The sequence below is a fragment of the Mesorhizobium argentiipisi (SeqCode) genome (assembly GCF_037179585.1).
In the GTDB taxonomy this organism is placed as follows: domain Bacteria; phylum Pseudomonadota; class Alphaproteobacteria; order Rhizobiales; family Rhizobiaceae; genus Mesorhizobium; species Mesorhizobium argentiipisi.
In genome coordinates this window covers 125,447-145,545 of sequence record NZ_JAPYKO010000012.1, presented here as the reverse complement: position 1 = coordinate 145,545, position 20,099 = coordinate 125,447, and the positions used below count along the sequence as shown (strand labels likewise).

19 protein-coding genes are annotated in these 20,099 nt (G+C 63.1%); 6 read left to right on the top strand and 13 right to left on the bottom strand.

Features of this window, described 5'->3' with window-relative positions; translation table 11 throughout:
* Positions 1-75: 75 nt before the first annotated feature.
* From O7A05_RS18310 to moaA, 9 genes are all read right to left on the bottom strand, one after another.
* Entirely contained in the window at positions 76-900 is an 825-nt protein-coding gene (locus O7A05_RS18310) for an ABC transporter permease (protein WP_337094398.1), read from the bottom strand.
* Positions 897-1,613 carry an ABC transporter permease gene (locus O7A05_RS18305; RefSeq protein WP_337094397.1) on the bottom strand — a complete coding sequence of 239 codons (717 nt, stop codon included), beginning with the start codon at positions 1,611-1,613 and terminating at the stop codon, positions 897-899. The genes O7A05_RS18310 and O7A05_RS18305 overlap by 4 nt, the downstream gene beginning before the upstream one ends.
* 77 nt (positions 1,614-1,690) lie before the next feature.
* The gene (locus tag O7A05_RS18300) at positions 1,691-2,476 is read right to left on the bottom strand and encodes an ABC transporter substrate-binding protein (RefSeq protein WP_224716295.1); all 786 of its coding nucleotides are present in this window, start codon (positions 2,474-2,476) and stop codon (positions 1,691-1,693) included.
* Between the two features lie 152 nt (positions 2,477-2,628).
* Positions 2,629-3,144 carry a molybdopterin-guanine dinucleotide biosynthesis protein B gene (mobB, locus tag O7A05_RS18295; protein ID WP_337094396.1) on the bottom strand — a complete coding sequence of 172 codons (516 nt, stop codon included), beginning with the start codon at positions 3,142-3,144 and terminating at the stop codon, positions 2,629-2,631.
* Positions 3,141-3,773 (bottom strand): molybdenum cofactor guanylyltransferase MobA, encoded by a 633-nt coding sequence (gene mobA, locus O7A05_RS18290; RefSeq protein WP_337094395.1) that lies wholly within the window; start codon positions 3,771-3,773, stop codon positions 3,141-3,143. The genes mobB and mobA overlap by 4 nt, the downstream gene beginning before the upstream one ends.
* A 4-nt stretch (positions 3,774-3,777) precedes the next feature.
* Entirely contained in the window at positions 3,778-4,698 is a 921-nt protein-coding gene (locus tag O7A05_RS18285; protein WP_337094394.1) for a DMT family transporter, read from the bottom strand.
* A gap of 124 nt (positions 4,699-4,822) precedes the next feature.
* Positions 4,823-5,179 (bottom strand): hypothetical protein, encoded by a 357-nt coding sequence (locus tag O7A05_RS18280; protein WP_337094393.1) that lies wholly within the window; start codon positions 5,177-5,179, stop codon positions 4,823-4,825.
* Positions 5,180-5,266: 87 nt separating this feature from the next.
* Positions 5,267-5,716 (bottom strand): hypothetical protein, encoded by a 450-nt coding sequence (locus O7A05_RS18275; protein WP_337094392.1) that lies wholly within the window; start codon positions 5,714-5,716, stop codon positions 5,267-5,269.
* A 117-nt stretch (positions 5,717-5,833) separates the two neighbouring features.
* On the bottom strand, positions 5,834-6,829 hold the full coding sequence (moaA, locus tag O7A05_RS18270) for a GTP 3',8-cyclase MoaA (RefSeq protein ID WP_337094391.1): 996 nt from the start codon (positions 6,827-6,829) through the stop codon (positions 5,834-5,836).
* A 255-nt stretch (positions 6,830-7,084) separates the two neighbouring features.
* Between moaA and O7A05_RS18265 the strand changes: the two genes are divergently transcribed.
* A complete protein-coding gene (locus O7A05_RS18265) occupies positions 7,085-7,438 on the top strand; it encodes a gamma-butyrobetaine hydroxylase family protein (protein WP_040982795.1) in 354 nt (117 codons plus the stop codon).
* Between the two features lie 92 nt (positions 7,439-7,530).
* Positions 7,531-8,142, top strand: coding sequence for a pyridoxamine 5'-phosphate oxidase family protein (locus O7A05_RS18260; RefSeq protein WP_337094390.1), 612 nt, complete (start codon positions 7,531-7,533; stop codon positions 8,140-8,142).
* A 12-nt stretch (positions 8,143-8,154) separates the two neighbouring features.
* On the opposite strand, the gene O7A05_RS18255 is transcribed toward O7A05_RS18260, so the two are convergent.
* Positions 8,155-8,607: a MarR family winged helix-turn-helix transcriptional regulator gene (locus O7A05_RS18255; RefSeq protein ID WP_224582445.1), complete on the bottom strand. Its 453-nt coding sequence runs from the start codon at positions 8,605-8,607 to the stop codon at positions 8,155-8,157.
* 47 nt (positions 8,608-8,654) lie between these two features.
* Here O7A05_RS18255 and O7A05_RS18250 point away from each other — a divergent pair, with 47 nt between their 5' ends.
* Positions 8,655-9,563, top strand: coding sequence for an alpha/beta hydrolase (locus O7A05_RS18250; RefSeq protein WP_337094389.1), 909 nt, complete (start codon positions 8,655-8,657; stop codon positions 9,561-9,563).
* A 152-nt stretch (positions 9,564-9,715) separates the two neighbouring features.
* Here the strand turns inward: O7A05_RS18250 and O7A05_RS18245 are convergent, their stop codons facing one another.
* Positions 9,716-10,117 carry a rhodanese-like domain-containing protein gene (locus O7A05_RS18245; RefSeq protein WP_337094388.1) on the bottom strand — a complete coding sequence of 134 codons (402 nt, stop codon included), beginning with the start codon at positions 10,115-10,117 and terminating at the stop codon, positions 9,716-9,718.
* Positions 10,118-10,577: 460 nt separating this feature from the next.
* Between O7A05_RS18245 and O7A05_RS18240 the strand changes: the two genes are divergently transcribed.
* Complete coding sequence (locus O7A05_RS18240) at positions 10,578-12,458, top strand: L,D-transpeptidase family protein (protein ID WP_337094387.1); 1,881 nt, start codon at positions 10,578-10,580, stop codon at positions 12,456-12,458.
* A gap of 64 nt (positions 12,459-12,522) precedes the next feature.
* Here the strand turns inward: O7A05_RS18240 and O7A05_RS18235 are convergent, their stop codons facing one another.
* Both O7A05_RS18235 and O7A05_RS18230 read right to left on the bottom strand, forming a co-directional pair.
* Entirely contained in the window at positions 12,523-13,002 is a 480-nt protein-coding gene (locus tag O7A05_RS18235) for a hypothetical protein (protein ID WP_415927022.1), read from the bottom strand.
* A 283-nt stretch (positions 13,003-13,285) separates the two neighbouring features.
* Entirely contained in the window at positions 13,286-13,543 is a 258-nt protein-coding gene (locus O7A05_RS18230; RefSeq protein ID WP_337094385.1) for a PepSY domain-containing protein, read from the bottom strand.
* 407 nt (positions 13,544-13,950) lie between these two features.
* On the opposite strand from O7A05_RS18230, the gene O7A05_RS18225 reads away from it, so the two are divergent.
* A complete protein-coding gene (locus O7A05_RS18225) occupies positions 13,951-15,735 on the top strand; it encodes an adenylate/guanylate cyclase domain-containing protein (protein WP_337094384.1) in 1,785 nt (594 codons plus the stop codon).
* A 118-nt stretch (positions 15,736-15,853) separates the two neighbouring features.
* Positions 15,854-20,074 carry a cytochrome P450 gene (locus O7A05_RS18220; protein WP_337094383.1) on the top strand — a complete coding sequence of 1,407 codons (4,221 nt, stop codon included), beginning with the start codon at positions 15,854-15,856 and terminating at the stop codon, positions 20,072-20,074.
* Positions 20,075-20,099 lie beyond the last annotated feature (25 nt).

The window sequence follows — 20,099 nt, the reverse complement described above, 5'->3', positions numbered from 1 at the left end:
AAGGTCTAGGCCATGCGAAAAATTCGTCAAGGCACGCAGCGCTGCATCGGCTGGTGCAGGCGGCCGGGCGGCAATCTATCGATGCAGATGGACGGTGATGCGGCGCTCGATCCACTCGACGCCGTGGCGCAGAATTTCGACCATCACCAGATAGACGATCGCCACCCAGATATAGGCCTGGATGTCGAAGGATTTCGCATAGGCGAGCTTGGCATTGCCCATCAGGTCGTAGACCGTGATGATGGCGACGATCGCCGAGGCCTTGATCATCAGGATGAGCTCATTGCCGTAGGGCCGGAGCGCGACGATGATCGCCTGCGGCAAGACCACTTTGCGCAGTGTCTGCAATTTGTGCAGTCCGAGCGAGGCCGCACCTTCCCATTGGCCGCGCGGCACGCTTTCGATGGCGCCGCGCAGGATTTCCGCCTGGTAGGCGGCGGTGTTGAGCGAGAAGGCAAAGACGCCGCAATAGAAGGCCTCGCGGAAGAACCACCACAGTCCGACCGTCTCAAGCTCAGGGCGGAACGAGCCGATGCCGTAATAGACCAGGTAGGTCTGCACGAGCAGCGGCGTGCCGCGAAAGAAATAGACATAACAATAGGCGAGCCCGGACAGGAACGGGTTCTTCGACATGCGGCCATAGGCGACCGGAAGCGACAGGATGGCGCCAAGGACCATCGAAATGCTCACCAGCGACAGGGTGGTTCCCAAGCCCTGCAGATAGGCGGGTGCATATCGGGCGAAGAATTCGGCGTTCCAGGCATAGACCAGGTAGGCGACGATGCCGAGGCCAAAAAGCATCCAGATGCCGACCAGCGCGTAGCCGAGGATGCGGACCCGCGGCCAGCCGCGCGCCTGCGGCGGCGGCTTGTCGATGGCGATAGCCTGGCTGACGCTCATCGCGCTTCCCTCCGTCCGAGGTGGCGCAGGATGTAGCTCGTGGCGATTGACGACAGGACGGCCAGCGCCAGGAAGATCAGCGCCGCGACGCTATAGAAGAGGAAGGAATGCTTGGTGACGCGCGCTGCCACACCGGACTGGCGCAAGGTCTCCGCGAGATTGACCACCGAGACCAGCGATGTGTCCTTGAGCAGGCTCAGCCAGCAATTCTCAAGGCCCGGAAAAGCGATGCGTATCAGCTGCGGCAGGATCACCAGCCGCATTGTCTGCCATGTCGACAGGCCAATGGCGTATCCACCCTCATATTGGCCTTTCGGAATGGCGCGGAACGCGGAGAGGAAGACCTCGCTGGCGTAGGAGGAGAAGATCAGCGCCAGCACGATCATGCCGGCGACGAAGCTGTTGACGTCGATCGTTGCGTCCGGATTGAACAGCCGCACGATATATTGCAACAGAAGCGGCATGCCGAAGAAGAACAGGAACAGCGTCACCAGTTCCGGCAGGCCGCGAAAGACCGTGGTGTAGATGTTGCCGGCCAGGCGCAGCGACGGCTCTTCATGCTGTTTGGCGAAGGCGACGAAAAAGCCGATCACTAGGCCAATCGGCAGTGTGGCGAGCGCCAATGCAATGGTGACCAGCACGCCAGAGGCAATGTCGTCACTCCAGCCATCCGGTCCCCAGCTGAGAAGTGTCCAAATGCTTTGGGCCGGCATTGACGGGTCGTGTCTCCGTGGCGGTCCCGGAAGGATTTAAGGGCGGCGAGGATGCCTCGCCACCCTTGGCTTATCGATCAGGATTCAGCGCCGTAGACGTCGAACTTGAAGTACTTGTCGTTGATTTCCTTGTACTTTCCGTTCTTGCGGATGGCATCGATCGCGTTGTTCAGCTTGTTGACCAGATCGGTCTCGCCCTTGCGCACGGCAATGCCCGCGCCCGGTCCGAAAATCTCGACCGGCTGCGGCGAGGGCTGACCGAGGATCTTGCAGCAGGCGCCGTCCGGCGAATCCAGCCACTGCTGCAGCACGACGATGTCGTCCTCGATGGCGTCGAGGCGGCCATTGGCGAGGTCTGCCTGCTCCTCGGGGCTGCTCGGATAGCCCTTGATGGTGCTGTCCGTGTAGGTCTTCGACGCATAGTTGTAATGCGTGGTGGTGGTGGCGACGCCGATGGTCTTGCCGGCGAGGTCTTCCTTGGTCACACCCTTGACCGGCGAATCCTTCGGCACGGCGATGGCCGAGGGGGTGTTGTAGTATTTGTGGGTGAAGTCCACCTTCTCCTGGCGCTCGGGCGTGATCGACATCGAGGCGACGATGGCGTCGAACTTGCCGGCCTGAAGCGCCGGGATGATGCCGTCCCAATCCTGCGCGACGAAGGTGCACTTCACCTTCATTTCGTCGCAGAGCGCCTTGGCGATATCGATGTCAAAGCCGACCAACTGGCCGTCCGAGGTCAGGTTGTTGAAGGGCGGGTACGCGCCTTCGGTGCCGATCCTCAGGGTCTTTTCCTGAGCCTGGGCGACGCCAAGTGTCAGCAGCGCGGCCGAAGCGGCAAGCGCGATACGCAGTGCAATACGCATGATAATCCTCTCATATTGTCATGGCCGCTGTCCCGTGCGGCTCTTGTGGTCGGTCGTTTCCTGACCGCCCGCTGGGGCGGATACTCCCACTCTTTCCAAGAAAAAAGCAACTGCAAATCAACGGCAAACGACAATCAGGACGTGCCGCCGCGTTACTTGGTTCGAGCAACGAGACCTGTGCTGCGCTCGACAAAGTCGGCTATCGACTTCGTGTCGTTGAGGTCGAAAACCGGCAGGTCCTCGCCTTCGACTGTAAAGTCGGCGGCGACCGCGACGATGTTGGGATCGTTGGCCGAAAGCGGTGTCCGGTCCTTGGCTTCGAGCCGCCTTGCCTCGATCTTCTTGTGCGCTTCGCGCTTGTAGCCTTCGACCAGCACGATATCCGAGGGCGACAGCCGCGTCAGGATATCGTCCAGCGTCGGCTCGTCCTCGCCCCGCAATTCGTGCATCAGCGCCCACCGCCGGCCGGAGACGATCGCGACTTCCGTCGCGCCCGCCTGCCGATGCCGGAAGCTGTCGGTGCCCGGCTTGTCGATGTCGAAGTCATGGTGGGCATGCTTCACCGTCGACACCGTCCAGCCGCGCGCCACCAGCTCGGTGACCAGCTTTTCCGTCAGGGTCGTCTTGCCGGAGTTCTTCCAGCCGGTGATGCCGAATACGCGTCTCATGGCCTGAGGCTTTGCAACAGACGCTCCGCCGCCGCAAGATCGTCCGGTGTATTGACGTTGAAGAACGGATCGATCGTTTCGTCGTCGGTCTCGATCATGGGGAACTCGACCTTGACATAGTCCTGGCGCTCCATGAAGGCCGAAACCCGCCGGTTGTCCTCATCAACCAGGAAATGGCGCAGGGCGTCGCGCAGGCCGAGCGGCCAGAGCGCAAAGGTCGGGTGCCATCTGCCGTCCGAACTGGCGACGGCGATCGCGCCTGGGCGGTCGCGGGTTGCGGCTGCGAGGCGCTCGACGAGGTCTTCGGGGAAGAACGGCGTGTCGCCGGCGGCGCTCATCAGCCACCGGCAGCCCGTTTGCCTCGTCGCCCATTCGAGGCCGGTGAGAATGCCCGCCAGCGGCCCGGCATGGCCCGGCACCGTATCTTCGAGCACCGGCAGGTCCATGGCGGCAAACCGCGCCGGATCGCCGTTCGCGTTGAGCCCCAGGGCCGCAACCTGCGGCTTCAAGCGTTGCGCGACATGATCGATCAGCCTCTCATTGCCCAGCGAAAGCAATGGCTTGTCGCCGCCGCCCATTCGGCGTGACTGGCCTCCCGCCAGAATGATCCCTGCAACATTTCGGTCCATCGGCCTATATGCCGTCCGGCGCCATGTCGGGTCCAGCGCTTTCGGCGGCAGGTTGCTGCCTGCCGACGATGCGCTCGCGGTAGAGCGCATAGAGGCCCGAGCCGATGATGATGGCGGCGCCGACGATCATGGGCAGGTCGGGGACGTCGCCGAAAATGACGAGGCCGAGCAGGATCGACCAGAGCAGGGCCGTGTAGCGGAAAGGCGCGATGAACGAGATGTCGCCCGAGCGCATCGCCATGATGATGAACTGATAGCCGATCAGCACCAGCACCGCCGCCAAGGCCAGCAGTGTGGTCGCCCGGCCGCTCATCGGCGTCCAGCCGCCCATTGGCGACAAAAGCAGCGCGCCCAGCACGGTCATGGCAAGCGCGGTCGCCGTCGATACCAGCATGGTCGGGATCGCCTCTGGGATGCGCTTGGTGGCGAGGTCGCGCACCGCGCAGCAGGCGACGCTGGCCAATGCCAGCAGCGAATAGACGCTGAACCCTTCGAAGCCCGGCCGCACGATGATCATCACGCCGGCGAAGCCGACGGCAATGGCAAGCCAGCGCCGCCAACCGACGCCTTCGCCGAAGAACAGCGCCGCGCCCATGGTCACCGCCAGCGGCAGCGCCTGCAGCACGGCCGAGACGTTGGCGATCGGCAAATGCGCAAGCGCGATCAGGAACGATACCGTGGCGCCGGCTTCGCCGGCCACGCGCGTCGCCACCATCGGCTGCAGCATGGCGGCCGGATTGGCAAGTGCGCCGCGCCGCCAGGCGAGCAGGCCGACGAAGAGCGACGCGAAGGCGCCGCGCACCAGCATGACCTGCGCCATGTTCATCGATTCGGACGAGAATTTGGTGATCGCATCGTTCAGGGTGAAGCCGACCATGGCCACGACCATGAACAGCGCGCCGCGCAGATTTGGCGAGAGGGGCAAAGGCGTTTCCGGATATTATTTTAAACCAAGCCTGTAGCAGGCGGCCGGAAAACAGCAACGGCAAAGAAATGGGCCACCAATTTCTGCGTGGCCCGGGAGATCGATTGGCCAAGCTTTAGAAAGCTTACTTCGGCGTCAGCACTTCGGTGCCGTTGCCGTTCTGGCCGGCGATGGTCCACAGCCCGCGCAGGGAGCCGTCCTTCTCGATCTTGTAGACGACGAGACCGATTTCCTCGCCCATCGCGTAGCCGGCGGAAAACGCATTGTCGTTACGCATGCATATGCCGTCCGAGGTCGAACCGCCGGTCTCCCAGTGGATCGTGCAGGTCGTGTCGCTGGTCAGCGTGATGGTTGCCTCGCCGCCATATTTCGAGCCGTCGAAATTGGTGCCGGCGACGGTGTAGGTGCCGCCGATCGACTGAGCCGCGGCCGGCATAGAGGCAATCCCAAGCACTGCAAGTGAAAGCATGATTGTGCGCATGTGCACTCCCCCTAGAGCGAAAATCGCGCTCGAAAGCTAGGCCGGAAAAGGATGGCGGTAAATCGGGTGGAAGGCGGTGTGGATGGTTTATTTCCGGTGTGGCCCGGACGCCTCGTGCAGGCTTGCAGCGATGGCGCCGACCAGCGGGTCGTATTTCGCCCTGAGCGCTGCAGGATACTCGATGAAGACGGTGTGGATGACGTCCTCTTTTCCGAACACGGACCGCTGATAAAAGATCTTGTCACCCTTCGTGCCCGACAGCACCGCCCAGTTCTTGCCGGTCTTGCCGTAGGTGACCTTTTCTCCTGGCTCGGGGCTCAACTTTTCGTTCCCGATGAGGCTCTTGGGCGTGTCGTCGAGTGCATTATAGCTGCCGTAACACGCCACGCTGGCGCCGTCGGCGCTGTGCCATTCCAGACCGTCGCCGTTTTCCGGCTCAGGCATGCGCTCCGTGAAGATCTGATCCGGGAAAGTGCACACCGTGCCGAACCGCGCATTCACGTAAGTGAACGGCTTGGCCGTTGCGGTCGTCGTCATGATTGTCGCCAGGGACAAGATGGCCGTTACCGACGGCCAACCGATGCGCTGCAGGCGTTGCATGATCCCCCCTTGGTCAATGACCGAAGGTGATCCTGCACTAAATCGTAGAAAAAATCAGCCGCCGGTGACGCTCATGTGCCGCGACACCGAAGGGCGGCTGGTGCGGCGGTCGATGATGAAGTCATGGCCCTTGGGCTTGCGGCCGATGGCCTCGTCGATTGCCGTGTCGAGCAGCTCGTTGCCTTCGGAGGCGCGCAGGGGCGCCCTGAGATCGGCGGCATCCTCCTGCCCAAGGCACATATAGAGCGTACCGGTGCAGGTCAGCCGCACGCGGTTGCAGCTTTCGCAGAAATTATGCGTCATTGGCGTGATGAAGCCGAGCCGGCCGCCGGTCTCGGCGACATGGACATAGCGGGCAGGGCCGCCGGTCTTATAAGGAATATCGGCGAGCGTGAACTGGCGCTCCAGCGCGGCGCGCAGCAGCGACAGCGGCAGATACTGGTCGGTGCGGTCGGCCTCGATCTCGCCCATCGGCATCGTCTCGATGAGGGTAAGGTCCATGCCGCGGCCATGCGCCCAGCGCATCAGCTCGGGGATTTCGGCGTCGTTGAAGTCGCGCAGTGCAACCGCATTGAGCTTGATCTTCAGCCCGGCCTTCTGCGCGGCATCGATGCCCTCCATTACCTTGCCGAGATTGCCCCAGCGCGTGATCTGGTGGAATTTGTCGGCATCGAGCGTGTCGAGCGAGACATTGATGCGCTTGACGCCGCAATCGGCGAGCTCGGCCGCGAAGCGCGACAGCTGCGAGCCGTTGGTGGTCAGCGTCAGCTCTTCCAGGGCGCCGCTCGCGAGATGCCGCGAAAGCTGGCGCACCAGATGCATGATGTTCTTGCGCACCAGCGGCTCGCCGCCGGTCAGCCTGAGCTTCCTAACGCCTTTCTCGATGAAAACGGTGCAGAGCCGGTCAAGCTCCTCGAGCGACAGCAGATCCTTCTTCGGCAGGAAGGTCATGTCCTCGGCCATGCAATAGGTGCAGCGGAAATCGCAGCGGTCGGTGACCGACACGCGCAGATAGCTGATCTTGCGACCGAAGGGGTCGATCATGTCCATTGCAAGCGCTTCCCGTGGCCTGAGCGGTGTCGTTATATACAGCTATGTGATACGATCCAATGCCGCATTCAAGATAGAAGGTCTTGATCTTTGGTAACATTCCCCGACCGACATCGCGTGTCGGCTGGCTAAAAGTCTTTGTCTGATGCATGTCGTTTGTCCCAGAACCGCTGCACACTTCTGGGCGACATGCACCGGTCTTTCCGGATCGTGCAAAGCGGCGTAGGGAAGGGCGCAACCCAGACAGGACCAGCCATGACCGCGCCAAAGGAACTCAGGGTCTCGAAGGACCGCAAGCTGCTGACCGTGACCTTTCCGGGACATCAGCCGTTCGAACTGCCGGCGGAGTTCCTGCGCGTGGCCTCGCCGTCGGCGGAAGTGCAGGGCCATTCGCCGGAGCAGCGGGTGACAGTTCCGGGCAAGCGCAATGTCGCCATCCTCAAGATCGAGCCGGTCGGCAATTATGCGGTGCGCATCACCTTCGACGATTTCCACGACACCGGCATCTTCACCTGGAACTATCTGCATACGCTCGGCCACGAAAAGGACGAGCGCTGGAACGCCTATCTCGCCGAGCTGGCCGAGAAGGGGCTGAGCCGGGATCGCTAGCCCGGCGCGTGGCAATCCAATGTCGGCAGCCGCCGTCGTCAAGGCGTCATGGACATGGAGTAGCGCCGGCAAAAGGTCAGGAGGCGAAAAAGATGTCGCGCATCACATCCGTCGAACAGCTCGAGGCCCTCTACGGGTTGCCGGGCGAGGCTTCGGTCGTCAAGGAACTCGACCATGTGATTCCCGAATATGCCCCCTTCATCGAGGCCTCGCCCTTCGTGGCGTTGGCGACGAGCGGGCCGGAGGGGCTCGACTGCTCGCCGCGCGGCGATCTCGCCGGCTTCGTGCGCATCGTCGATGACAAGACGCTGATGATGCCCGACAGGCGCGGCAACAACCGCGCCGATTCGCTGAAGAACATCATTCGCGATCCGCGCGTCGGGCTGCTCTTCCTGGTGCCGGGATCGGGCACCACGCTGCGCGTCAATGGCCGCGCCCATATCACGACCGATGCCGAGCTTTGCGCGTCCTTCATGGTCGACGGCAGGCCAGCCCGCTCGGTCACCGTCATCGATGTCGACACGGTCTATTTCCAGTGCGCACGCGCCATCGTGCGCTCAGAACTCTGGAACCCGGCGAGGCATGTCGATCCGAAGTCGCTGCCGACGCCCGGCCAGATCCTCGAGGTCACCAGCCGCAAGAACATCGACGGCGAGACCTACGACAAGGAATGGCCGAAAAGAGCAAAGAAAACGATGTGGTGATTGGAAGCCGGCTCAGGCTTCCTTGAGGACATCGGCGATCTTGCGCATCTGCTCGCCGATCATGTCGCACTGTTCCGGCGTCGACTGGCTCATCGCCTTTTCGATCAGCGCCATGTGAACTTTCAACGCTTTCATCAGCAGGGCCTCGCCCGCCTCGGTTAGGTTCAGGCGCAGCACGCGCTTGTCCTTCTCGTCGCCTTCGCGGCGCAATAGGCCGCGGATTTCCAGCTGCGGCAACAGCATGGTGATGTTGGAGCGGCCGACCAAGAGCTTGCGGGCAAGATCGTGCTGCGACATGCCGGGGTGGCGGTAGAGGTTCATCAGCACGTCGAGCTGCGCCGGCTTGAGGTCGAGCGGAGCGAGCTTCACCGCCAGCGTACGCTCCAGCACATGACAGGCGCGCGCCACCGCAACCCAGTTGCGAAAGCGAGGGTTGTCCCAGGGCAGCTCTTGCTTAATGTTCATGTTTGAACTATTATGTTCATGCTTGAACGAATGAGTGGACTGCCAATATGGCATCATTTGGAATGAAGGTCATCCGGGGCGTTTTTGGTGCGGCCGAGCATGTCGCGCCGCGTCTTAGCGGCCGCGCCGCGTTCGAATTGTTTTGCCGCACACCGAGCGTCAAGGCCTTGAGCGACGGCGAACGCCGGGCCGTCGAGCGTGCCTCAGCCTTCATGGCCGAGGCGCGCCACCACAGGCTGAAGACCAGGACGGATTGCGTCGCGGTGCATGAATTCCGGCCGGAGCCGGGCAGGGAGTCGCGCGGCACGGTGCTCGTCATCCATGGCTGGCGCTCGCGCACCGAATATATGCGCGCCTTGATCGAAGGGTTTCGCGGAGCCGGCTACAAGGTCGTGTCGCTCGACCTGCCTGGGCATGGCCATTCGCTCGGCCGCCATCTCAACATGGTGAATGCCGTGGACGCGGCGCGGGTTGCCGGCGAATGGTTCGGTCCCTTTGCCGCTGTCGTCGGCCACTCCTTCGGCGGCGCGATTGCCGCCAATGCCGTCGCGGCGTCGGTCAAGGGCATGCCGCGGCTTCCGGCGCAAAAGCTGGTGCTGATTGCCGCGCCGAGCTCCTTGCCCGCGATCTTCGATGATTTCAGCCGCATGATGAACGTCGGGCCGCGCTCCCGCGTCGCCATGGCGGACCGGGTGAAGCATCTGTCCGGGCGGCCGCTCAGCGAATTCACCGGCGACCGCCAACTGGCCGCAGCGTCGGTGCCGACGCTGGTCATCCACGCGCCGGACGATCGCGAAGTCCATGCCGACCACGCGAAGCGCTATGCGGGCGCCGGCGAACATGTCCACCTGCACTGGGCCAACGGGCTCGGCCACCGCCGTATCCTCGCCGACAGGGATGTCGTCGCGCGCGCGGTCGGCTTCGTGACTGGCCAGCGGGAAGCGACGCTGCACTAGGCTGCGTTGATATTCAGGTGATGCCGGCCTGCGAACGATGGTTTCCTCCGCTTCCGGTGCTCGCGTACTTCAAGTACGCTCCGCTCCGGTTCTCGGAAATCATCGTTCTCGGCTCAGCCTGACCTGAATCTCAACACACCCTAATCAGCGTATCAGTCCGCCTTCTTTTTCTGCCCCGGCTCTACGGGCAGGCCGGCCGCCTTCCAGGCGGTGTAGCCGCCGAGGATATGCTTGACCGGCGTCAGGCCCATGTCCTGCGCCGTCTTGGTGGCAAGCGCCGAGCGCCAGCCGCCGGCGCAGAAGAAGATGAAGGTCTTTCCGCTGGCGAAGAACGGCTTGTGATACGGGCTTTCGGGATCGATCCAGAATTCCAGCATGCCGCGCGTCACATGCTTGGCGGCGGGGATCTTGCCGTCGCGCTCGACCTCGCGCGGGTCGCGCAGATCAACGAAGATCGTCTCGTCATCCTCCAGCAGCCCCGCTGCCTCCTCCGGCGACACGACCTCGATCTCGGCATTCGCCTCGTCGAGAAGCTGGCGATAACCTTTCTTCACGGCAAAATCCTCCCGGCCACGTTCGCTGCGGCCGCCGAAATTTCGATCACAAAGCCTTGCGTTTGTCACTGGTCAGGCGTCGGCGCCGGCCATCGTCGTCCACGCCGCCATAGCGCCGGCAACGGTCGCCGTGAGGGCGGCATGGGTTGCGCTGTCTCGCGCCTGGTGGACATGGCGGACCCTGAAGGACGCTTCGTCACAGGGGCATCGTTGACCATAGATGGCGGCGCCAACGCCTGATTGTTTTCGACACCTTTGCGAGCGCCGTGGGGCCCGGAGCAATCGCCGCTTTGGGTCTCACGATGATGTGAAACTGTTCTGCAACACGGCTCCGAAAATTTATGGAAGCTTAACGAAATCAGTATGAATCGGTATAGTCACGTCATACATCCGCCTTGCGGAGGGCGGGACCGTCCAGCGGCGTGGAACGGGAACCGGTTTCAACCGGTGCGGGTGAAGCATGAAAATCCTCGGGAACAAAAAAGCCGTCCTGGCGATCGCGATCGCGGCGACGCTTGCCCTCGGGCAGCAGTCGGCAAGCGCGCAAGGGCTGTTCGACATGCTGTTCGGCGGCGGCATCCGGCACAACCCGCAAGGCGAGTTTCCGCCGCCGCCAAAGCCGCGCAAGGTGCGGCCAGCCGGAGAGGATGGTAGCGGCGTCAGGATCAGCAGCCCGACCTATAACACCTACAGGGCCGACAAGCTCGTGCGGGTCGATTTCAAATCGCTGCTGCCGGCACCGCAGGCCGCGACCCCTCGGGACGCCGCCTTTGTCCCGTCGGTGACGAGCAACAGCTTCCGTGATGCCGTCGCAGGCTTGAGCGATTACGAGTTGTTTGCCGAGCCGGACATCGCCAAGGCGCTGATCGCCTATTATTCGGCCAATCCGGATTTCATCTGGGTGAGCGACAATGCCCCCAACAGCCGGGCGCAGGATGCGGTGCGCGTCCTGGGCGAGGCGGCGAGTTACGGCCTGACGCCTGCCGACTACTCCGTCGATGTCCCGGCTGCCGCCAGTTCCGCCGCCACACCGGAAGAACGGACCAAGGAACTGGTCCGCTTCGAGATGGCGCTGTCGGCGCGCGTGCTGCGCTATGCGCAGGATGCCCAGAGCGGCCGCGTCGACCCCAATCGGATGACCGGTTACTACGACTTCCCGGCCAAGCCCTTCGATCTGGAAGGGGCGCTGAAGACGCTGGCGCATACTCAGGAGGTCCGCACCTATCTGGAATCGCGGCATCCGCAGAATGCCGAGTACCAGGCGCTGCGCGTCGAGCTGGAGGCGCTCGAGGCCAGTGAGGAAAACGAGATCGTCGTCGATCCCAAATTGCTGCTCAAGCCGGGCGAGAGCAGCCCGGAACTACCCAAGTTGCTGACGCTGATCGCCCGCAATCTCGATGATGAGATGGGCGGCAACTACGGCGAAGTGCTTGCCAGGCTAGGCAAGAGCGAGGTCTACGGACCCGAGCTGGTGCCGGTGATCAAGGCCGTGCAGCAGCGCGCCGGCATGAAGGGCGACGGCGTCATCGGCCCGCGCACGGTGGCTTCGCTGGCCGGCTCGTCGAAGGCCGACAAGATCGAGAAGGTCAAGGTGGCGCTCGAGGAACTGCGCTGGATGCCGTCGGATCTCGGCAGCCCGCGCGTGTTCATCAACCAGCCGGCCTTCACCGCCAGCTATATCGACAATGGCGAAGAGAAGCTGAAGACCCGCGCAGTCATCGGCCGGGTCACCAACCAGACCGCGTTCTTCTACAACCAGATCAAGCAGGTCGACTTCCATCCCTATTGGGGCGTGCCGCAGTCGATCATCGTCAACGAGATGCTGCCAAGGCTGCGCGGCGATCCGGGCTATCTCGACCGCGCCGGCTATGAGGTGACGGATTCGCGCGGCAAGCGCATCCCATCGGCGGCAGTCGATTGGGGTGCCTATGGCGCCAACATTCCCTTCAGCGTGCGGCAGCAGCCGAGCGAAGCCAATGCCTTGGGTGAATTGAAGATTCTCTTCCCCAACAAGCATGCCATCTACATGCACGACACGCCGCAGAAGTCGTTCTTCGGGCGCGACATGCGCGCGCTCAGCCATGGCTGCGTGCGGCTGCAGGATCCGCGCGGCATGGCCGCCGCCGTGCTGGGCACCACGGTCGACGACATCGCCGAGAAGCTGAAGCACGGCCATTCGACCGAGAATGTCACGCGCGTCATTCCGGTCTATGTCGCCTATTTCACCGCTTGGCCGGACATGTCCGGCAAGGTCGAGTATTTCGACGACGTCTACGGCCGCGATTCCAAGCTGATGCAGGCGTTGGACGCGACCGAAGCGGTGCGCGCGCCTTCAAGCTGAGCGCTTTTTACTCTCAAGCAATTCCGGACGGAAGGCTACGGCGAAGCCGCCGAGCCTGACCGCTTCACACTTTTCCTGGAATTGCTTTGATCAACGGCCGGCGCAAGCCGGCATCGCGCCCGGCGATCAACCAGTAGATCAGGCCGGCCACCAGGCCGGCGCCGGCGATGATGCCCATGTCGGCCCAGCGCTCCGGATCATCCGCGGCGTCGGGCCAGATCAGCATGAAACCGGCAGATGCGGCAGCGGCGCCGAAGAACATGTGCAGCCACAGGCTTCGCAACGAGAAGAACTCGGCGATCAAGGCAAAGACCAGCGTCTGCATCGCCGTCAGGATGATTGTCAGGAAATAGAGGAACATGCCAAGCGGCGGCACCACCAGCACGGCGACCGGCGTGAATTCCACAAGCCCGAAGTAACTTGGGGCGTTGGGCAACGAGCTCAATAGCGCGTAGATCACCACCACGGCGATCAATCCGACAAGCACAGCAACCAGATAGCCGACAAGCACCATCAGGATGCGCTTCAGGACGTAGCCGATCATCGCCATGCACCCCCGTGCCCGCAATCATGGCGGACAGTCAGCCACCGAAGTTTTATCGATGCAAGGGGTGGCCTGTCACGCCGGAGCGCGGCACAGGAGTATTCAGGCGCTAGATTAGGATGACGTTTCGTTGAATCGCCATCCTCTTTGTTGGAGCATGATCTTCTCCGAAACCGGTTCCCACTTGTCGGGATCATGCTCTAACACACAGATGCCGGAGATCGTGCAGGGGTCCATTTGCCGTAGTAGCAGGCCTGGCGAAATGGCTGCGTGCGGGCGCGGCCTATCTGGGTTCGCCGCTGACGGGATCGTAGGTGATTTGGACTTTGGCCTTGTCCGTCGTGTAGTAGGTGATGGTGTAGCCGTCGCTGTCCCATTCGACCCCCTTCACATAGCGGAAGTCGGTGCGGTGCTCGACCTTGGCGACGATCTCCGAGAGTTTCTTGGCATTTTGCGGAGGCAGTGGCCGGTCGTCCGCCGCAAAGGCCGATCCGCCGGCAAGGCAAACCGCGATACCGGTTGCCAAAACAACAGTGCGCATGAGAGCCCTCAAATCTCGTGTTGGCAGGTGCGGTCAGAAACTCGCACGTGGGCAGGTTGGTTCCGCTGCGTAAGAATAACGCTTCCCGAGACGTTTGCCTCGATGCGGTCAGCTGGTAACCAACTTAGCATCCCCGAGCGCGAAAATCTTTTTGATTTCAAAAGGTAGAGGCGTGATCCGGATGTGTCGCCTGATGTAATAAATGACTAACCATGCGCCGTATGGGGAGTTCGTCATATTAGCTGTTCGTAGTAGAGCTTTCGGCAAGACCCTGATAGAATTCTGATCACAACAGGGTGGCAACGGCGCGCCGGACCTGCCGGTGATATCCATCGGCAGACGGCGACGCGTTTCTTTTGAGCGCAGGTCGCCTGTTCTGGACTGGAAGCGGGACTGGGGGCTCGATCATGGCTGAACGGAATTATACCCGTCAGCTTGCAACAATCATTTCGATCGACGCCGTAGGATTCTCCCGGCTGATGGGCATCGACGACGAGCTCGCCGTCGCCGCCTTCGAGGAGAGGCGCGACATCATCTCCGACAGTTGCGGCGCCTTTGGCGGGCGCACGTTCGGCGACGCCGGCGACAGCATTATGGCCGAATTCGGCAACCCGATCGAGGCCTTGCGGGCGGCCTTCGATTTCCAGGACCGGATCGTGGCGCTGAATGCCGCGGTCGACGAGCACATGCGCATGCCGTTTCGGGCCGGGATCAACACTGGCGACGTCATCGTCCGGGAAGGCCGTCTCTACGGAGACGACGTGAATATCGCAGCCCGGCTGCAGGAATTCGCACCGCATGACGGCGTCGCCATCTCGGCGACGACGTGGCATCACGTGAAGGACAAGACGTCGGCCGTCTTCACCGATCTCGGCGAATTCAGCCTGAAGAACATCGCCCTGCCGGTGCGGGTGCTGATCGCCGGCCGCGGCGGCAACGGCGGCCCCGCGGCGACGGCTTCCTTCGCTTCCATCCCCGCCACGCCCGGCCATTTCCGGCCGATCGCCAAAGGCCCCCCTGCAATCGCGGTGCTGCCGTTCCAGGGCAATGGGAGCGAACCCGATGTCGGCTATATGGCCGACGGCATCGCCGAGGACATCATATACGGCCTTTCCAACACGCGCTGGCTTTCGGTCATCGCCAAGGGGTCCAGCTTCCAGTTCCGCGACGACAGCCTAGGCACAAGGCTCATCGGCAATGCGCTCGGCGCCCGCTACATCGTCAGCGGCACGCTGGCGCGCTCCGACAGGCAGATCCGCCTCAATACGTCGCTCACCGACACCTCGAACGGGCGCCTGGTCTGGTCGCAGCGCTTCGACCGCGATCTCGTCGACATCTTCAGCCTGCGCGACCAGATCGGCAGTGAGATCGTTTCCATCCTCGACAAGGAGGTCGATCGCGCCGAGCAGGCCCGCACGTTCCAGGTGCCGTGGGAAAGTCTCGAAACCTGGCAACTGGTCAGGCGCGGCCGCTGGCACATGAACAGGCGGACACGTCGCGATACCGAAATCGCGCTCGACTTCTTTGACAAGGCTTACCAGGAAGATCCGAATTCAAGCGCGGTGCTCAACGAGCTCGCATGGTGGTATTTCTGGCGGGCATGGCTGCGTTTTGGCGACAGCGACGATCTGGAGAAAGTCGAGACGCTTGCGCGCAAGGCGCTTCTGATGGACAGCCTCGATGCGCGTCCGCATGCCTATCTCGGCGCTGCCGACATCATGCGCGGCCAACCGGCATTGGCGGCCGAGCATCTTGCCGAAGCGATCCACATCAATCCGAGCTTTGCCTTCGCCCGCTCGGCCATGGGCAGCGCGCACCTTTTGCTTGGCGATGCGACCAGCGCGATCCCCTTCTTCCTGGACACTGACCGATTGAGCCCGTTCGACCTTTATCGCTTCCACAATCTGGGGGAACTGGCCGCGGCCTATTGCTTCGTCGAGGACTGGCCGGCTGCGATCGCCACCGCCGAGCGCTCGCTCAACCTGTCACCGGGCTACTTCTACGCCAGGTTCCTGAAGATAGGCGCGCTGATGAGAAGCGGCCGGCGCGACGAGGCGGCGCGCGAGCTTGCGATTTTCATGACCAGGCATCCCGATTTTTCCGAGCAGAGGATACGCTGGATACCGTTCGTCGACCCGGCCAAGAACAATTTCCTGATCGCCAATTTCGACCTGGCCAAGTCTGCCGCATGATCGCCGGAGCCGACAATAAATGACTGTGAACGGGTTCACATACGCCGGACCGATGCAAATCTAGGCCAGAACAATGCCGGCATCGCATTGACGTGGACAGCCGGGGGGCTTGAACGCGATGATCACTTTGAAATACTTCGCCGCCGTCCGCGCCGCTCAGAAGAGCCAGCGTCCAGTCGTCGAGATGCCGCCTTTCGACATCAACCGCCTGCGTTCCAAGAGCAGCATTGCTTCCCGCATCGCCGGCTTTCTTCTTAGCGATCCGCGCTGGCTGCTGTCGCTGCTGCGCCGTTTCTGGCCCAATCTCGGCTTCGGCAATTTCCTGCTCGTCACCAAGGGCGCGGATGTGCGCGACATATTGGAGCGGGGCGATGAGTTCGAGACGCCCTATGGGCCGGAAATGGCCGAACTCGCCCGGGGCTCGAATTTCATTCTCGGTATGCAGGACGGCGCCGCATACCGGCAGATGAAATCGGCGGTGCTGAGCGCTTTCCCGCCAGCGGAAGTCGAAGCCATCGTCCGGCCGATCGCCGAGCGCCATTCGCGCGACATCGTGACTCGCGCCAGCCCCGGTTTCGATGCCATCGCCGGGTTGATGAAGATCGTGCCGGTGCGCATCTGCCGCGATTATTTCGGCCTCGAAATCGACGACGAAACCGAATTCGCCGATTGGTCGATCGCGCTCAGCGCATTGTTCTTCTCCGACCCGACGGCAAACCCCACCACGCGCCAGCTTGCCGTGGTCGGCGGCGATCGCCTGATCAAGGTCATAGACCGCTCGATCGCCGCGGTCAGGGAAAGACCGGGCAAGGACGACCGGCCGCTGGCCCGCCTCGTCGCGCTGATGGATCAGGGGCGCCTGTCGCTGCCCGACATCCATTCCATCATGCTCGGCATGGTCGCTGGCTTTGTGCCGACCAACGTGCTTGCCGGCAGCAACTGCCTGGATGTGATCCTGTCGCGCAGCGATGCGCGGCAAGCCGTCGATCAGGCCATCGCTGCCGGCGATACCGGCAAGCTCGACCGGGCCGTGCTGGAGGCCATGCGCTTCAAGCCAATCTGGATCGGGCCATGGCGCTACACGAGGCGTGACGCGGTCATCGGCAAGGGCACGCGCCGCGAGCGCCTGGTGAAGGCCGGAACGGTAGTGATGCCGGCGACGCTTTCAGCCATGTTCGATCCGGACATCGTGCAGCGGCCGAACGAGTTCGATACGTCGCGCCCGCATCGCGATTACATGGTTTTCGGTTACGGCATCCATCTGTGCATCGGCGCCGAGATCGCCCGCATCCAGATCGGCGAATGCGTCCGCGCCCTGTTCAGCAAACCGAAGCTCGCCCGCGCACGCAGGGCCGGCAAGATGGTCAGTGTCGGCGCCTATCCGGCAAGCCTCAAGGTCGATTTCGAGCGCTCGCCGCTTTGCCGCACCGCCGATCAATCGATGGTGACGGTGGTCTGCCCGATCACCCGACCGGTGCCGCTCGATGCGGTACGCGACAAGGTTGCGGATCTCGGCAATCCGGCGATCGGCGAACTCAGCGCTGCGCTCGACAAGGTCGGCACCATTCATTTCACCAGCCTGGCCGTCGCTCATACCGGCAAGGACGAGAAAACCGGGACCGAGACCGGCGCGCTGGTGGTCGAAATCTCCGGCGACGGCAGCACCGACGACGTCATTGCCTCGATTGCGCAATCGATCGGGCACCGGCTGCGGCCGATCTTCAGGGATGTCTGCGGCCTGCCGGACGGCGGCTCGCTAGAGGACTTCCTGAAGAAGAACCATATCGAGATATCGCCCTCCTTCGGCAGCGCCGCCGGGCTGGTTTTTTCCGGCACGCCGGGACATTCCGTGCGGCGGATCCTGGCCGAGGCAAAGCTCGCCGACAGCGTGCGTGAGATCGTCGAGAGGCCGCGCGCGGGCGCCGGCAACGCGATGGACGTGCTGGCCGAGGCGCGCCGGCATGTGCGCTGCCTCGGGCAATTCGGTTGGGCGTTCGAGCCTGCCGAAAGCCTGCTGGAAAGACCGCCGGGGCACTGGTCGCGCGCGCTGACAACGACGCTTTTGACGCCGGCGATGTTCGCCACCGTCGCGCTCGTCGTTCTCGCCTTTTGGCGCATGACCTATGTGCTCGTGTTCGGCAACCCGCATGGCGTCACCTTCGCCAATGTCGCGATAGCCGGCGCCGCGCTTCTGCTTTCGGTGCTCGGCCTGCTGGCCATCCTCATCCTTTTCGTCGGCCTTTGCTTCCTGGCGCTGCGGCGGCTCGAGGACAAGGACCGGCCGGCGAACACGCCTGTCGATGTGAGCGCGCTCGAAAAGATCCTCGCCAATGAGGACCACACCGCGCAGAACAATTTGACGGCGATTTCGACGATGAAGAAGGGGATCTTGCGGCGGCTGGCGCTGCGGCTCTCCTTCTATCTCATCTCGATATCGGCGCAGAAAGTCTTCAGGCCGGGCTTCCTTGCCACCATCAACACCATTCATTTCGCCCGCTGGGTGCTGTTGCCCGGCACCGACAAGCTGGTGTTCTTCTCCAATTACGGCGGCAGCTGGGAAAGCTATCTTGAGGATTTCATCGCCAAGGCCGCGGCCGGTCTGACCGGCGTGTGGAGCAACACCGAAGGCTATCCGCGCACGCGCTGGCTGTTCCTCGACGGCGCGCGCGACGGCGATCGTTTCAAGCGCTGGGCACGGCGCCAGCAGGTGCCGACGCTGTTCTGGTACAGCGCCTATCCGCATCTCAACACCACGCGCATCCGCATCAACTCCAGGATCAGACGCGGCATCGCCTCGGCCACCGGCAACGAGGCGCGCGACTGGCTGAGCCTGTTCGGTTCGCTTCCGCGGCCGCAAGCGCGGCCGGCAGACGCGACCAGCCTGGCTGGACCGGCGTCCGCGCCGCTCGAAGAACTGGAATCTGGGGAAATCCAGTCGATCTTCTTCGGGCCGTTCGGCGCGCTCGGCTATGCGCATATGCTTGCGATCGAGGTGCCGGACGGTTTGTCGGCGGCGAAGCGCAAGGCGTGGCTCGACTTCGTGACCGAAAAAACCAGCTTCGGCGACGGCGTGCCGGCCGGCCGCGCCATGACGGTGGCTTTCGGCCCCAACGGCCTGCGCCGGTTGGGCCTCGAAGGCGGCGTCGACGACGAGCCGCTGGACACGTTTCCCGTGGCTTTTCGCCAGGGCATGGGAAGGCCCGAGCGCAGCCGCATCCTCAACGATACCGGCCCCGACGCTCCCGACAAATGGCAGTGGGGCTCGCCCAAAAATCCTGTCGACCTCGTCATCGTCTGCTACGCCGAGACGCCGGCTACGCTGAAAGCCGAGATCGCGGCCATGAAGCGACAGACGACGGGCGCGGGCATGTCCGTGACCGCCGAGCTGCCGCTGATGGTGCGGCGCGACGGCAAGCGGGCGGTCGAGCATTTCGGCTTCGTCGACGGCGTCTCGCAGCCGATCGTTCGCGGTACGGCGCGCGCCGCCAAGGGAGCTGCGCCCATGCATCTCGTCGCGCCCGGCGAGTTCTTGTTCGGCTATCGCGACGAGCATGGCTTCTATCCTGCTTCGCCGTCGGTCGAGGCGGCACTGGACCGCACCGGGATCCTGTCGCAGGTGCGGCGCAACCGTCAGATCCCGGGGCAGCCGCCTCCGCCGCGCGATTTCGGCCGCAACGGCACCTTCCTCGTCGTGCGCCAGTTCGAACAGCATGTCGAATTGTTCGACGATTATTGCCGAAAGGCCGCTGTTCAGGCCGCCGGCGAGACCGGCGATGCGACGATCACGCCGCGCTGGGTGGCGGCAAAAATGCTTGGCCGCTGGCAGGACGGCAGTTCGCTGGTGCGCAATCCGAACGGCCGTCCGGGCCGCGGCGTCGACAATGATTTCGCCCTCGGCGCCGAGGACCCGCAAGGGCACGCTTGCCCGCTCGGCTCCCACATACGCCGTTCCAACCCGCGCGACTCGCTCGGCGAGGACCGCGATACGCAGATCAGGATCGGCAAGCGCCACCGCATCCTGCGCGTCGGCCGCACCTATGAGAAGAAGGGCAGAGGCGGAAAGACCGAGAAGGGTCTGCTCTTCATGTGCCTCAACGCCGACATCGAACGCCAGTACGAGTTCATCCAGCAGACATGGGTCTCATCGAACTCGTTCCAGGGCCTGGTGGGCGAAACGGACCCTACGATCGGCGCGCGCGGCGGCGGCCGCTTCTCGATCCCGTCCTGGGAAAAGGTCACTGTGCTCAAGGACGTGCCGCAGTTTGTCACAACCAAAGGGGGCGGCTATTTCTTTATGCCGAGCCGCTCGGCGCTGCGCTATCTGATCTCGCGGCTGTGACCGGGCGCGCTGAGTTTCTCGGATG

Bases quoted from the DNA above. Each gene is read 5' to 3' on its own strand.
- O7A05_RS18310 (WP_337094398.1), bottom strand. From the start codon at position 900: ATGAGCGTCAGCCAGGCTATCGCCATCGACAAGCCGCCGCCGCAGGCG.
- O7A05_RS18305 (WP_337094397.1), bottom strand. From the start codon at position 1,613: ATGCCGGCCCAAAGCATTTGGACACTTCTCAGCTGGGGACCGGATGGC.
- O7A05_RS18300 (WP_224716295.1), bottom strand. From the start codon at position 2,476: ATGCGTATTGCACTGCGTATCGCGCTTGCCGCTTCGGCCGCGCTGCTG.
- mobB (WP_337094396.1), bottom strand. From the start codon at position 3,144: ATGAGACGCGTATTCGGCATCACCGGCTGGAAGAACTCCGGCAAGACG.
- mobA (WP_337094395.1), bottom strand. From the start codon at position 3,773: ATGGACCGAAATGTTGCAGGGATCATTCTGGCGGGAGGCCAGTCACGC.
- O7A05_RS18280 (WP_337094393.1), bottom strand. From the start codon at position 5,179: ATGCGCACAATCATGCTTTCACTTGCAGTGCTTGGGATTGCCTCTATG.
- O7A05_RS18275 (WP_337094392.1), bottom strand. From the start codon at position 5,716: ATGACGACGACCGCAACGGCCAAGCCGTTCACTTACGTGAATGCGCGG.
- moaA (WP_337094391.1), bottom strand. From the start codon at position 6,829: ATGGACATGATCGACCCCTTCGGTCGCAAGATCAGCTATCTGCGCGTG.
- O7A05_RS18265 (WP_040982795.1), top strand. From the start codon at position 7,085: ATGACCGCGCCAAAGGAACTCAGGGTCTCGAAGGACCGCAAGCTGCTG.
- O7A05_RS18260 (WP_337094390.1), top strand. From the start codon at position 7,531: ATGTCGCGCATCACATCCGTCGAACAGCTCGAGGCCCTCTACGGGTTG.
- O7A05_RS18255 (WP_224582445.1), bottom strand. From the start codon at position 8,607: ATGAACATTAAGCAAGAGCTGCCCTGGGACAACCCTCGCTTTCGCAAC.
- O7A05_RS18250 (WP_337094389.1), top strand. From the start codon at position 8,655: ATGGCATCATTTGGAATGAAGGTCATCCGGGGCGTTTTTGGTGCGGCC.
- O7A05_RS18240 (WP_337094387.1), top strand. From the start codon at position 10,578: ATGAAAATCCTCGGGAACAAAAAAGCCGTCCTGGCGATCGCGATCGCG.
- O7A05_RS18235 (WP_415927022.1), bottom strand. From the start codon at position 13,002: ATGATCGGCTACGTCCTGAAGCGCATCCTGATGGTGCTTGTCGGCTAT.
- O7A05_RS18230 (WP_337094385.1), bottom strand. From the start codon at position 13,543: ATGCGCACTGTTGTTTTGGCAACCGGTATCGCGGTTTGCCTTGCCGGC.
- O7A05_RS18225 (WP_337094384.1), top strand. From the start codon at position 13,951: ATGGCTGAACGGAATTATACCCGTCAGCTTGCAACAATCATTTCGATC.
- O7A05_RS18220 (WP_337094383.1), top strand. From the start codon at position 15,854: ATGATCACTTTGAAATACTTCGCCGCCGTCCGCGCCGCTCAGAAGAGC.